Genomic DNA, 11,601 nt, shown 5'->3' on the forward strand with positions numbered 1-11,601 from the left:
ATGCATGAAGCGTTTTTATAGCCAGTCGACGGGGTCTACCTATCTTAGCGGTGTCCACTTGCAGATGCCCGACGATGCAGTGCCGATTACCGAGGCCTTGTATGAGGCCGTCATTGCCAATCCTGATCTGGACAAGATCCGTAGCCATGATGACCTCGGCTTGCCGATCCTGATCGAAAGGACTGCTCCCAACAGAGAAGAACTAGCCCGCATCGAGCGCGGCTGGCGCGATTCGCAAATGGTCAGTAGCCAGTGGTTTGTCGCCCGATACAACGAGGAGCAAAGCCTGGGATTGGTCACGACTCAAACGGAGAAGCAGTTCGAGGCGTTGCTTCGCTATCGACAGTCTTTGCGCGACTGGCCTGGTTCTGACTTGTTCCCGGATTCTGCGCATCGCCCGCAAGCTCCAGCATTCTTGGACTCGACAGGAGGTCAGTATGAGCCGCAGTGACGTTTTGGCCTCGATCGAAAGCAATATGCTTTCGGTCCAGGGCATCAACAACTCGGTCATCCGTGGCAACAAAGTGCTGGACGTCCATGAGGCAGGTTTCCTGCTTGTAGATGCCTCGGCAGGCCAGACCATGATCACCCTGCCCAAGGCCAACCGCATCATGGATGTGCGGGTACAGCGCGTCGACAATAGCGCCAATGTATTGCTGGTCTACGCCGCCAGCGGCGAGAAAATCAAGTTCCATACCCACCTTCGCCCTGAAGGCTATCCCTTCTGCATGGTGCTGGGTGGCGGTGATTTCTGGCATTTGCGCAGTGATGGTGCTGGTAGCTGGTTGCTACTTGACCGGTTCGATAACACGCCGCTGGGACGTATCGCGTTTGAAACCACGACAGCGCCCAACCCAGGAGGCTGGGGGCGGCCCGACGCTCGGCTGCTGGGGCGTGGTGACTGGCCCTGGTTATGGGACCACGCTCAGCAATCGGGAATGCTTGTGGATGAAGCGCAGCGTGCTGGCATGGAGGGTGCCTGGACTCGTGGTGACGGCAGTTCAACGTTCCGTATTCCGGATTTTCGCGGCGAGTTTCTTCGTATGCTCGATGAGGGGCGGGGGGTCGATCCTGGCCGTACTGCCGCCAGTTGGCGCATGGGGACAAAAATCACTGGTGACAATGCCAGTGCTCCTGCCGTTCAGGGCATCGGTAATCTGGCTGAGGTCGGGGTCGACAAAGGTGATGGTTTCACCGGCGCAATCTATTACGTCGGCGCCACTCAGACGGAAACGAATGCAATCTACTGGGGTACTGTCAGACCCCGCAGCACTGCCTACCCTGGACGTTTGAAGCTGATCTGAAGGGGGTGTGCAGGTATTCGGCAAGGCTGAATGTCTTCGCTTTCTTCACTTCGTTTTACTCCGGTCCTGAATGCTTTCAGGACCGGCCCCCATCCTGGCCCCGCACTCGCGGGGCTTTCTTTTTTTCTGGAGTAAACCTACATGAGTGGATTCTTCCACGGCGTCACCGTGACCAACGTCGACACCGGCGCCCGCAGCATCGCACTGCCGTCGTCCTCGATCATCGGCCTGGTCGACACCTTCACCGAAGGCCCGGGCATCACCGCCAAGGCCAATGACCTGATTCTGATCACCAGCGAGCGCGAAGCGGTCGCGGCGTTCGGCCAGGACGCGGCGATCACCAAGGCCTGCCGCGCCATCTACAGCCGTGCCAAGGCGGTTATCGTCGCCTGCGGTGTGGCCAAGCTCGAAGACGCCGCCGAGCAGACCTCGGCGATCATCGGCAACGTGCTGGCCGACGGCAAGCGCACCGGCCTGCAAGCGCTGCTCGACGGCAAGAGCCGTTTCAACGCCCAGCCGCGCCTGCTGGTCACCCCCAAGCACAGCTCCACCCAAGCCGTCGGTACCGCCCTGGTAGCCCTGGCCGACAAACTGCGCGCCATCGCCATCATCGACGGCCCCAACAGCACCGACGAAGCGGCCATCGCCTACGCCAAGAACTTCGGCGCCAAGCGCGCCTTCCTGGTCGACCCGGGCGTGCGCTACTGGGACAACGCCGCCGAGGCCACCGTAGACGCGCCGGGTTCGGCCTGGGTTGCCGGCCTGTTCTCCTACACCGACCGCGAGTACGGCTTCTGGGCCTCGCCGTCGAACAAGGAGTTCGTCGGCATCACCGGCACCACCCGCGCCGTGGAGTTCCTCGATGGTGACGACACCTGCCGCGCCAACCTGCTGAACAACGCCAACATCGCCACCATCATCCGCGACGACGGCTTCCGCCTGTGGGGCAACCGCACCCTGTCGAGCGACCCGAAATGGGCCTTCGTCACCCGCGTGCGGACCATGGACATCGTCATGGACGCGATCCTCTACGGCCACAAGTGGGCCGTCGACCGCTCCATCACCGCCACCTACGTCAAGGACGTCACCGAGGGCCTGCAGGCCTTCATGCGCGACCTGAAGAACCAGGGCGCGATCATCAACTTCGAGGTCTTCGCCGATCCGGAGCTGAACACCGCCAGCCAGCTGGAGCAGGGCAAGGTGTACTGGAACATCCGCTTCACCGATGTGCCGCCTGCCGAAAACCCCAATTTCCGCGTCGAAGTCACCAACCAGTGGCTGACCGAAGTCCTCGATTCCGCCGCTTAAGGAGCGCATCCACATGGCAATGATTCCCGAAACACTGGCCAACCTGAACCTGTTCGTCGATGGCGTCAGCTTCCAGGGCGACGTGCCCAGCCTGACCCTGCCCAAGCTCACCCTGAAGATGGAAGAGCACCGCCCCGGCGGCATGGACATGCCGGTCGAGATGGACCAGGGCATGGAAAAACAGGAAGCCGCCTTCACCACCACCGGCGTGCGTCGCGAGTCGCTGAAGTTCTTCGGCCTGGCCGACGGCACCGCCTTCAACGGCACCTTCCGCGGTGCCTTCAAGGGCCTCAAGGGCAAGATCAACCCGGTCATCGTCACCCTGCGCGGTTCGCTGAAAGAGATCGACATGGGCGACTGGAAGTCTGGCGACAAGGCCGAGATCAAGCACAGCGTCGCCGTCACCTACTACAAGCTCGAAGTCGATGGCCGCCTGGTCTACGAAATCGACGCCCTGGGCATGAAGCGGGTGATCGACGGTGTCGACCAACTGGCCGCCCAGCGCGCCGCCCTGGGTCTTTAAGGAGAACGTTCGATGGCTCAAGCGAAGAAACTGCCGCAATGGCTGACCGTCAACGCCGAGCGTGTGACCGTGCGCCTGTCGCGCCCCAGCGAAGCCAATGGCGTGCAGGTCGACAGCCTGTCGCTGCGTGCACCGACGGTGCGTGATATCCGCAACGCCCAAGCTGGCGGCGCAGTTGACGACGAGCAGCGCGAACTGAACCTGTTCGCCTCGCTCGCCGAAGTCGGCGTCAAGGACCTCGAAGGCCTTGCCCTGAAGGACTACAGCCGCCTGCAGACCGGCTATTTTCGCCTGGTGCAGGACGACGAGGTTTGACCCTGCCCGGCAGAAGGCGGCCGCCAGGCGGCTGGCCAAGGAGCTGAACTTTTCCGCCAGCGAAATCATGACCATGTCGTACAGCGACATGGTCTGGTGGCTGGCGGAGTGACAAGGAGGAACCTATGGCGAACACACAGGTGTTCACCCTCGGCGTCACCAGCAACCAGACGTTGGGCAGGTCCGCCGAGCGCTTGCGTATTCAGGTCGAGCACCTGCGCAGGCAAGCGGATGGTACCCGGCTCGGACGGTTGATCGGCGAGGTCATCCGCCTGGGGCTCGAACTGGACAAGGTGGACCAGGCCGAAAGGCGGCTGGATAACGACCAGGCAGGAGCCCATGAGGCGCAGATCGAGCGATTGCGCCATGAGGGGAATGAGGTCGAGCGCTTGCGCAGGCTGTATCTGTCACTTGGACGCAAACCGTTGGAACTGCGTTCGGTGGTGGTGGCCTCGAGTGCGGCCGTCGCCAAGGAATCAGCAGTTCCGACGTTGGCGCAGCGCAAGGCGGCCTTGCTGGAGGGGACGAGCACCGCGCCACGGCCGGCCCGGGGTGATCCGCCCGAGGCGCGCAGTGCGGAGCAGGGGCGTGTGCCTCTGGAGTCGGCGAATGCGGGTTTGACGGTGCTCAAGGCTGGAGCGGTAGGTGCCGGTACTGTCGGTGTCGCCGCTGGCGCTGCCTGGGGAGCACGTTCGTACTATCAAAGCCGAACGCCGGAAAGACGCAGCGAGATCACCAAGGGCCTGAAGGAGAACGGTGGCAAGGCGGCGGCCAAGGGCGTCACCAAGCTTGGCTTGGCCATGCTCAAGGATAAGGGCGAGGACAAGGCCGAGGCCGCAGGTGCAGCCCTTGGAGGCGTACTCGGCAATCTGGGAGCGGAGCTCCTGGGCGGCCTGACCAGGAACAAGCAGATCCAGAAGTACGGCGGTGAGATCGGCGAAATGATCGGCGAAGGCGTCGGTGGGTTGATCGGCAAGACGGTTTTCGGCTGGTTTTCCGATACGCCCGCCGCCAACGATGCCTCAGGCACGGACAAGGCTGCGGCTGATGCTTCAGCGCAACGTTCTGTCGATGCGCCCGAGGGTACCGCCACGCCGCGAGGAGAGGCCCGAAGCGCCGCACTCGAGAGCGCTGCTGCAGCTCAAGAGCTCCCCTCCGAGGGCCCCGCCAATGGTGCTCGGGAGATCATGAAGGGCGGATTGATCGCGGCAGGTGCGCTGGGTGGTACCGCGTTTGCCGCCTGGGGCGCGCGGACCTACCAAGGGCAATCTCCCGAACGACGCACCGAGATCACTAGCGGTCTGCGGGAGAACGGTGGCAAGGCGGCGGCCAAGGGCGCCACCAAGCTTGGCCTGGCCATGCTCAAGGACAAGAGCGAGGACCAGGCCGAGGCGGTGGGTGCTGCTTTCGGGAGTGTGCTGGGGAGCCTTGGGGCGGAACTGCTCGGAGGCGTGACCAAGAACAAGCAGATCCAGAAGTACGGCGGTGAGATCGGCGAGATGATCGGCGAAGGTCTCGGCGGCCTGGCTGGCAAGACGCTCCATGGCTTGTTCTCCGACAAGCCAGCCGCCAACGATGCTCCTGCCGATAAGACCAAGATTCCTGCTGCTGTCACTCGCATGCCTAAAGCCAGTGACGATGTCGAGGAACCGGAGGAAGAGGAGGAGGAAGAAGAGGTCGACGAAGGTGAGGACGAGGCAGCCTTCTTCGAGGCCCAGGAAGCTGTCCCGGACAGTCCTCCAGCCACTGCATCGCCAGCCAGCGCGGTCGGGCTCGCCGGTACTGCGTTCGCCGGCCTGACGGGCAGGGCAGGGGCCGGCAATGCCAGCGCCTCGGTGGCAAGGCGAGTGTTCAGGCGCATCCCAGGTGCCGCCTTGCTCGATACCGGCCTGCAACTTGCCGACACCTACAACAGCGATGCCTCGCCCGAGCAGAAACTCGAGGGTTATGGCACCGCCGCTGGCGGCCTGGGAGGCGGTTTGGCCGGTGCTGCGGCAGGTGCTGCCATCGGCTCGGTGGTACCGGTGATTGGCACCGCGATCGGTGGCCTGATCGGTGGCGTGCTGGGCAGCATGGGAGGTGAAAGCATTGGCGGCTGGTTGGGCAAGGCGCTGGGTTCGGGCAAGGAAGAGCCTGCCGCCAAGCCGAGCCTGGGGGAGGCCGTACGGGCAATGGATAGCCCTGCAGCACAGCCGCCGCTACCCGCGCCGCCGGTAGCGACGGCAACGCCTGCGGTACCACCCGCGCCAATCAACCAGCAGTTCACCTTCACCGCCAACATGCCGGTCACCTTCAGCAACAGCCTCGATGACCCTTCCGTGCTGCAACAGTTGGAGGCCATCGCCCGTCGTCAGCTGGAAGAGCTGATGCGCCAGGCCCGATCGGCGCAGTTGGCCGACACCCCACATATCGCACTTTAAGGAGGATCCATGACCTATCTGGAGCAGCTGCAAGCCACGCTGCACGCCCTGGTCAAGGCGGGAGAGGCAGGGCGTCGGCGTGCCGACGCCATGCTCGATCCGATGAACGACGCGATCGGCCATATACAAGGCGCCGTGGGTGAACTGGAAGGTTTGCCGGTGGTTGGTCCGGTCATCGGTGCCAAGCTCCAGCGCACGATGCGTGCGATCAACAATGCCCAGGTCAGGGTCGCCAAGGTGGTAGCCAAGTATGACCAGGCGGTGGCGGTGGTACGTCAGGTGCGTGATCGCATCGACGGCTTCGCCGCCCATGCCGCCAAGGCCGGGGCAGCGATCCGCCGTGTGGTGGGGGAGGTGCGTTCGACCGTCAAGGGCGTGCTGTCGACGCTGGGCTTCGCGCCCGAGGCGACGCCAGCCGCCGAAGCGGTCAAGCCATTCCCCCACCTGTTGGTGATGCAACCACTCAAGGCCGGTTCAGCGCCGTACTACTTCAACCTCGATACCGCTGCCTTCGACCAGTTGCGCCGGCAGACCCGCTTCCGCTGGGCCGGCCAGGAGCGGCTAAGCCGCGACACCGCGCAGCAGGCTGTGAGCCTGGGTGAAGAGACCATCAGCATCCGCGGGGCGATCTTCCCGGGTTTCAAGGGTGGCCTCGGCCAGTTGCAGACGCTGCGCAGCATTGGCCGCCAGTTGCTGCCGCTGTCGTTGACCACTGGCTACGGCGAGGTGCTCGGCACTTGGTGCCTGACCAGCATCGAGGAAGAGCAGAGTGTCCTGCTGGCCGGCGGCATTCCGCGCAAACAAGGGTTTTCACTGGAGTTCGTGAGCTATGGCCAAGACCTGCACAACGTCTGAGGGCGACCTGCTCGACACCCTCTGCCAGCACTATTACGGCCACCTGACCGGCACGGTCGAGGCCGTGCTGGATGCCAACCAAGGGCTGGCGGACGAGGCGCAGCCGTTTCGCGCCGGGGTGAGGATCCTGTTACCGGAACTGCCGATGACGACCAGCGAAACCTTGCAACTGTGGGACTGACGGGATGCACGTTCTGTTGTGGGAGCGGGCTTGCCCCGCGATGGCCCAGCTCGGGCGCTGCCGCGAAACTACAGGTTTGGAGCTTCAACCATGCAACCCCAATTCCGTATCACCGCCGACGGCAACGACATCACCAACCTGATCAACGACCGTCTGCTGCTGCTGCGCACCACCGATAAACCTGGCCTCGAGTCGGACGAATTCGAACTGCGCATCGATGCCCGCGACGGCAACGTGGCGCTGCCAGCCAGGGGCGCGTTGCTGGAGGTGCACCTGGGCTACGCCGGCCAGCCTTTGAGCCGCCTGGGCCGCTACACCGTCGATGAGGTCGAGCTGTCGGGCCCGCCAGACACCCTGGTGATCCGCGGCAAGGCCAGTGACCTGCGCGGCAGCGGCAAGACCATCCGCAGCGGCAGCTGGGAGAACACGACGCTGCAGCGCATCGTCGCCGAGATCGGCGCCCGCAACGGATGGCAGGCGGTGTGCCCGGTGGCCGTGCAGGTGCCGCGGGTAGACCAGTACAGCGAGTCGGACTTCAACTTCGTCACCCGCCTGGCGCGCCAGCACGACTGCACCGCCAAGCTCGCCAATGGGCAACTGCTGGTGCTGCCGCGCCAGGGCGGACATAGTGCCAGCGGCAAGCTTCTGGACGTGGTGGGCATTACACGCAACCAGGTCAGCCAGTGGCAGTTCCGCCTGGCTGACAAGAGCACCCACAAGGCCGTCAGGACCCGCCACCAGGACAGCGCCAGCGGGTGCCTGCAGGCGGTGGAACTGGACAATGGCAATGCTCCGGACGGGCTGCAGCCGGTGTACACCGACCGCCACCTCTACCCCAACCGAGCCGCAGCGGAGCAGGCCGCCCGTGCCCGCCTGGCCAGCTTCAACCGCGACACCGCCAGCGTGCGCCTGGACATGCCCGGGCGCACCGACCTGTTCGCCGAGCGCACCATCGATGTCCAGGGCTTCCTCGCCGGGCTCGATGGTCTCTACCTGGTCGAGTCGGTCGAACAGGTGTTCACCAGCAGTGGCTGGCGCACCACCGTGCAATGCAATGGCGGGCGCCAGGGCAAGGCCAGGGCCAAGGGCTCCGCGCCCAGGCGGGCGGGGACGCTCAAGGCCTGAGGCAGGGTGGAGACGGTTTCCCGGTGCCTGCGGGCAAACGCGCTTCCTATAGTCGCTTCTTGCTACTCAATTCGCTTCAGGATCACCCTCATATGTTCATCGACCTTCGCTGTGGGCAGTGCCGCAAGCTGCTGGCCCGCATCACCCCGGTTTCCGAGCTCCAGATCAAGTGCGGCCGCTGCCGTACCTTGAATCATGTGAAAGCCGCGCGCTTCGAGCCATCGCCCATGAGCGAGCCACCGGCGGCACTGGCCGCCGTTAGATCCGATCGCAATGGAGAATGCGCCGATGCCGCTCACTGAACAGCAACTCAAGCAGATCTACCCGCTCGCCGGCCAACGCGTCGCCGCGTTTCTGCCGGTGCTGAACACGGCCATGGCCAACTGGGAGATCGACCACCCCAAGCGTGTTGCCGCGTTCCTGGCCCAGGTCGGCCATGAGTCGGGTCAATTGCGCTATGTGAAGGAGCTGGGCAACGACAAGTACCTGGCCCGCTACGACACCGGCACCCTGGCCCTGCGCCTGGGCAACACGCCCGAAGCCGACGGTGACGGCCAGCGCTATTGCGGCCGTGGCCTGATCCAGGTGACCGGGCGTAACAACTACCAGGCCTGCAGCCGTGCATTGTTCGGTGACGAGCGCCTGCTGGCGCAACCGCAGATGCTCGAACAGCCGCGTTGGGCGTGCGAATCGGCGGCCTGGTTCTGGCACTCGCGTGGGCTCAACGCCCTGGCCGACCAGGGCGAGTTCAACCGCATCACCCGGCATATCAACGGTGGCTTGAACGGCTTGTCCGAGCGCCTCGAACTGTGGGCGCGGGCGCGGGAGCTGCTGTGCTGAGCCGCCTGCAACTGGCGGTGTGCATTGGGTTGATGGTGTTGTCCGCTGCCGTGGCCTGGCAGGCGCAGGGCTGGCGCCTTGGTCGCCAGCTGGCCGCACAGGAACAAGCGCTGGTGCAGCAGCGCCTGGACCAGGCCGAGGCGCTGCACGGCATGCTGCTGGCCGAGCGCGAGCAGCGCCAGGGCCTCGAACAACGCCTGCACGACAGCGAAACCAAACATTTCCAGGAGTTGACCGATGCCCAGCACACTCAGGCTCGCCTGCGTGACCGCCTTGCTACTACCGATCTGCGCCTGTCGGTCCTGGTCGAGCGCGACACCGCCTGTGCCCCAGTGCCTGCCGCCACCGGCGCCGCCAGGGTGGATCATGGCTCCGTACGCGCCCGACTTGACCCGGCGCATGCTCGACGAATTATCGCCATCACCGACGACGGCGACCGCGGACTGATCGCCTTGCGGGCGTGCCAGGCCTATATCCGTGCCCTGGCCCCCTGAGCGCTTGCCAGAAGGGGCGGGAGTGGTAGGGTAGGGCGCAGTCTTGCCAGGAGCCCATCATGGACCCGATCACTATTCTCTCCACCCGCCTGGGCGAACACCTGCGGCGCTTCAATGCCCAGGTGACCACCGCTGAGTCCTGCACCGGCGGCGGCATCGCCGAGGCCATCACCCGCATCCCCGGCAGTTCGGCCTGGTTCGAGGCCGGCTACGTCACCTACTCGAATGCCCAGAAAACCCGCCAGCTTGGTGTACCCGGGGTGTTGTTCGCCGAGGTGGGCGCGGTCAGCCAGGAGGTGGTCGAGGCCATGGTACGCGGCGCCCAGGCCGCCAGCGGCGCGCGCTTTGCGGTCGCGGTCAGCGGCGTGGCCGGCCCCGACGGCGGTTCAGCCGCCAAGCCGGTGGGCACGGTGTGGCTGGCCTGGGCCGACGGCGACCACGTGAGCAGCGAGCGCCGACACTTCGATGGTGACCGCGAAGCGGTGCGCCGACAGACGGTGATCGCCGCGTTAGACGGCTTGTTACAGCTTGGTGCGGAGTAATTCGCCCGACGGGGGTTTGCGGAAACGAATCCCTGTGGAATAATACTGGCTACTTATACAGTTATTCCGGCCGTCAGGGCCACGTCGAACACGTGAGGATTTCAATGGACGACAACAAGAAGCGCGCCTTGGCTGCGGCCCTGGGTCAGATCGAACGCCAATTCGGCAAAGGCGCGGTCATGCGCATGGGCGACCACGAGCGCCAGGCGATCCCCGCCATCTCCACCGGTTCGCTGGGCCTGGACATCGCCCTGGGCATTGGCGGCCTGCCGAAAGGCCGTATCGTCGAGATCTACGGTCCGGAGTCTTCGGGTAAAACCACGCTGACCCTGTCGGTCATCGCCGAAGCCCAGAAAAACGGCGCCACCTGCGCTTTCGTCGACGCCGAACACGCCCTCGACCCTGAATACGCCGGCAAGCTGGGCGTCAACGTCGACGACCTGCTGGTCTCGCAGCCAGACACCGGCGAGCAGGCCCTGGAAATCACCGACATGCTGGTGCGCTCCAACGCCGTCGACGTGATCATCGTCGACTCCGTGGCCGCGCTGGTTCCCAAGGCCGAGATCGAAGGCGAGATGGGCGACATGCACGTCGGCCTGCAGGCCCGTCTGATGTCCCAGGCGCTGCGCAAGATCACCGGTAACATCAAGAACGCCAACTGCCTGGTCATCTTCATCAACCAGATCCGTATGAAGATCGGCGTGATGTTCGGTAGCCCGGAAACCACCACCGGCGGTAACGCCTTGAAGTTCTACGCCTCCGTGCGCCTGGACATTCGCCGTACCGGCGCGGTCAAGGAAGGTGATGAGGTGGTCGGTAGCGAAACTCGCGTCAAGATCGTCAAGAACAAGGTCTCGCCGCCGTTCCGCCAGGCCGAGTTCCAGATCCTCTACGGCAAGGGCATCTACCGCAACGGCGAAATCATCGACCTGGGTGTTTCCCAAGGCCTGGTTGAAAAATCCGGTGCTTGGTACAGCTACCAGGGCAACAAGATCGGTCAGGGCAAGGCCAACGCCGCCAAGTACCTGCAAGAGAACCCGGCCATTGGTAGCGAGATCGAGAAGCAGATTCGCGACAAGCTGCTGACCGCCGGTGCCGCCGCCGCTGCAGCAGCGGCCGCCAAGGCCGGTGCCGCCGAAGCCGATGCCGATGATCTGGCTGACGCCGACGCCGGTTATTGATCTGCCTCCATGTCCGTCGTACTCGACACCCCCGTCGCCGTTCGGCGGACAGCCATGGACCTGCTCGCACGCCGCGAGCATGGTCGCGTGGAGCTGACCCGCAAGCTGCGTCAACGCGGTGCTACCGATGAGTTGATCGAGCCCGCGCTTGATCGGCTTGCCGAGGAGGGGCTGCTCAGCGAGGTCCGCTACCTTGAAAGCTTCATACGCTATCGTTCCGGCTCAGGCTATGGCCCTGGGCGTATCCGTGAGGAGCTTGGCCAGCGAGGTCTGGACCGAGGCGATATCGACCAGGCACTGCGTGACAGCGAAGTGGACTGGGCGGTGCGGTTGAAAGAGGTGTGGCAGCGCAAGTTCTCTGGGCAACTCCCCCATGACCCGCGCAGCCGCGCACAGCAAACGCGCTTTCTCGCCTACCGTGGGTTTTCCATGGAAATGATCGGTCGGCTGCTCAGCGGGCGCGATCTTGACGATTATTGAAGCGTGACCAGCATTGATGGCCCACATGGCTGA

The 11,601-nt window shown here is 64.3% G+C and carries 15 protein-coding genes; all 15 read left to right on the forward strand.

Features of this window, described 5'->3' with window-relative positions; genetic code table 11:
- Positions 1-4 precede the first annotated feature (4 nt).
- The 15 genes from ACQ4OD_RS06190 (at position 5) to recX (ending at position 11,568) form a co-directional block, all read left to right on the forward strand.
- Positions 5-451 (forward strand): phage tail assembly chaperone, encoded by a 447-nt coding sequence (locus ACQ4OD_RS06190; RefSeq protein WP_214501114.1) that lies wholly within the window; start codon positions 5-7, stop codon positions 449-451.
- Positions 438-1,304, forward strand: coding sequence for a phage tail protein (locus tag ACQ4OD_RS06195; RefSeq protein ID WP_214501115.1), 867 nt, complete (start codon positions 438-440; stop codon positions 1,302-1,304). Before ACQ4OD_RS06190 ends, ACQ4OD_RS06195 begins: the two co-directional genes overlap by 14 nt.
- Positions 1,305-1,445: 141 nt before the next feature.
- Complete coding sequence (locus tag ACQ4OD_RS06200) at positions 1,446-2,612, forward strand: phage tail sheath subtilisin-like domain-containing protein (protein ID WP_430944024.1); 1,167 nt, start codon at positions 1,446-1,448, stop codon at positions 2,610-2,612.
- Between the two features lie 13 nt (positions 2,613-2,625).
- Positions 2,626-3,135, forward strand: a complete 510-nt coding sequence (locus tag ACQ4OD_RS06205) for a phage major tail tube protein (protein WP_023628885.1) — start codon at positions 2,626-2,628, stop codon at positions 3,133-3,135.
- Positions 3,136-3,147: 12 nt separating this feature from the next.
- Entirely contained in the window at positions 3,148-3,450 is a 303-nt protein-coding gene (locus ACQ4OD_RS06210) for a phage tail assembly protein (RefSeq protein WP_046856793.1), read from the forward strand.
- A 125-nt stretch (positions 3,451-3,575) separates the two neighbouring features.
- Positions 3,576-5,870 (forward strand): hypothetical protein, encoded by a 2,295-nt coding sequence (locus ACQ4OD_RS06215; protein WP_430944025.1) that lies wholly within the window; start codon positions 3,576-3,578, stop codon positions 5,868-5,870.
- Positions 5,871-5,879: 9 nt separating this feature from the next.
- Positions 5,880-6,725 (forward strand): phage tail protein, encoded by an 846-nt coding sequence (locus ACQ4OD_RS06220; RefSeq protein WP_198754657.1) that lies wholly within the window; start codon positions 5,880-5,882, stop codon positions 6,723-6,725.
- Entirely contained in the window at positions 6,700-6,906 is a 207-nt protein-coding gene (locus ACQ4OD_RS06225; protein ID WP_102681658.1) for a tail protein X, read from the forward strand. Before ACQ4OD_RS06220 ends, ACQ4OD_RS06225 begins: the two co-directional genes overlap by 26 nt.
- A gap of 90 nt (positions 6,907-6,996) precedes the next feature.
- Positions 6,997-8,031, forward strand: a complete 1,035-nt coding sequence (locus tag ACQ4OD_RS06230) for a phage late control D family protein (RefSeq protein ID WP_430944026.1) — start codon at positions 6,997-6,999, stop codon at positions 8,029-8,031.
- A gap of 92 nt (positions 8,032-8,123) precedes the next feature.
- Complete coding sequence (locus ACQ4OD_RS06235; protein WP_198754655.1) at positions 8,124-8,333, forward strand: Com family DNA-binding transcriptional regulator; 210 nt, start codon at positions 8,124-8,126, stop codon at positions 8,331-8,333.
- On the forward strand, positions 8,320-8,871 hold the full coding sequence (locus tag ACQ4OD_RS06240) for a glycoside hydrolase family 19 protein (protein ID WP_139669611.1): 552 nt from the start codon (positions 8,320-8,322) through the stop codon (positions 8,869-8,871). The genes ACQ4OD_RS06235 and ACQ4OD_RS06240 overlap by 14 nt, the downstream gene beginning before the upstream one ends.
- A 32-nt stretch (positions 8,872-8,903) precedes the next feature.
- Complete coding sequence (locus tag ACQ4OD_RS06245) at positions 8,904-9,365, forward strand: lysis system i-spanin subunit Rz (protein WP_139669634.1); 462 nt, start codon at positions 8,904-8,906, stop codon at positions 9,363-9,365.
- 59 nt (positions 9,366-9,424) lie between these two features.
- Complete coding sequence (locus ACQ4OD_RS06250) at positions 9,425-9,907, forward strand: CinA family protein (protein WP_139669613.1); 483 nt, start codon at positions 9,425-9,427, stop codon at positions 9,905-9,907.
- 104 nt (positions 9,908-10,011) lie between these two features.
- Positions 10,012-11,088, forward strand: a complete 1,077-nt coding sequence (gene recA / locus ACQ4OD_RS06255) for a recombinase RecA (protein WP_028690616.1) — start codon at positions 10,012-10,014, stop codon at positions 11,086-11,088.
- Between the two features lie 9 nt (positions 11,089-11,097).
- Positions 11,098-11,568 carry a recombination regulator RecX gene (gene recX / locus ACQ4OD_RS06260; RefSeq protein ID WP_430944027.1) on the forward strand — a complete coding sequence of 157 codons (471 nt, stop codon included), beginning with the start codon at positions 11,098-11,100 and terminating at the stop codon, positions 11,566-11,568.
- Positions 11,569-11,601 lie beyond the last annotated feature (33 nt).

It is taken from the genome of Pseudomonas sp. WC1 (assembly GCF_050586565.1).
In the GTDB taxonomy this organism is placed as follows: Bacteria; Pseudomonadota; Gammaproteobacteria; order Pseudomonadales; family Pseudomonadaceae; genus Aquipseudomonas.

Excerpts from the sequence above, each read along its gene's own strand:
- ACQ4OD_RS06230 (WP_430944026.1), top strand. The coding sequence starts at position 6,997 with ATGCAACCCCAATTCCGTATCACCGCCGACGGCAACGACATCACCAAC.
- ACQ4OD_RS06210 (WP_046856793.1), top strand. The coding sequence starts at position 3,148 with ATGGCTCAAGCGAAGAAACTGCCGCAATGGCTGACCGTCAACGCCGAG.
- ACQ4OD_RS06215 (WP_430944025.1), top strand. The coding sequence starts at position 3,576 with ATGGCGAACACACAGGTGTTCACCCTCGGCGTCACCAGCAACCAGACG.
- ACQ4OD_RS06235 (WP_198754655.1), top strand. The coding sequence starts at position 8,124 with ATGTTCATCGACCTTCGCTGTGGGCAGTGCCGCAAGCTGCTGGCCCGC.
- ACQ4OD_RS06250 (WP_139669613.1), top strand. The coding sequence starts at position 9,425 with ATGGACCCGATCACTATTCTCTCCACCCGCCTGGGCGAACACCTGCGG.
- recA (WP_028690616.1), top strand. The coding sequence starts at position 10,012 with ATGGACGACAACAAGAAGCGCGCCTTGGCTGCGGCCCTGGGTCAGATC.
- ACQ4OD_RS06220 (WP_198754657.1), top strand. The coding sequence starts at position 5,880 with ATGACCTATCTGGAGCAGCTGCAAGCCACGCTGCACGCCCTGGTCAAG.
- ACQ4OD_RS06190 (WP_214501114.1), top strand. The coding sequence starts at position 5 with ATGAAGCGTTTTTATAGCCAGTCGACGGGGTCTACCTATCTTAGCGGT.
- recX (WP_430944027.1), top strand. The coding sequence starts at position 11,098 with ATGTCCGTCGTACTCGACACCCCCGTCGCCGTTCGGCGGACAGCCATG.
- ACQ4OD_RS06240 (WP_139669611.1), top strand. The coding sequence starts at position 8,320 with ATGCCGCTCACTGAACAGCAACTCAAGCAGATCTACCCGCTCGCCGGC.
- ACQ4OD_RS06195 (WP_214501115.1), top strand. The coding sequence starts at position 438 with ATGAGCCGCAGTGACGTTTTGGCCTCGATCGAAAGCAATATGCTTTCG.
- ACQ4OD_RS06200 (WP_430944024.1), top strand. The coding sequence starts at position 1,446 with ATGAGTGGATTCTTCCACGGCGTCACCGTGACCAACGTCGACACCGGC.
- ACQ4OD_RS06205 (WP_023628885.1), top strand. The coding sequence starts at position 2,626 with ATGGCAATGATTCCCGAAACACTGGCCAACCTGAACCTGTTCGTCGAT.
- ACQ4OD_RS06245 (WP_139669634.1), top strand. The coding sequence starts at position 8,904 with ATGGTGTTGTCCGCTGCCGTGGCCTGGCAGGCGCAGGGCTGGCGCCTT.
- ACQ4OD_RS06225 (WP_102681658.1), top strand. The coding sequence starts at position 6,700 with ATGGCCAAGACCTGCACAACGTCTGAGGGCGACCTGCTCGACACCCTC.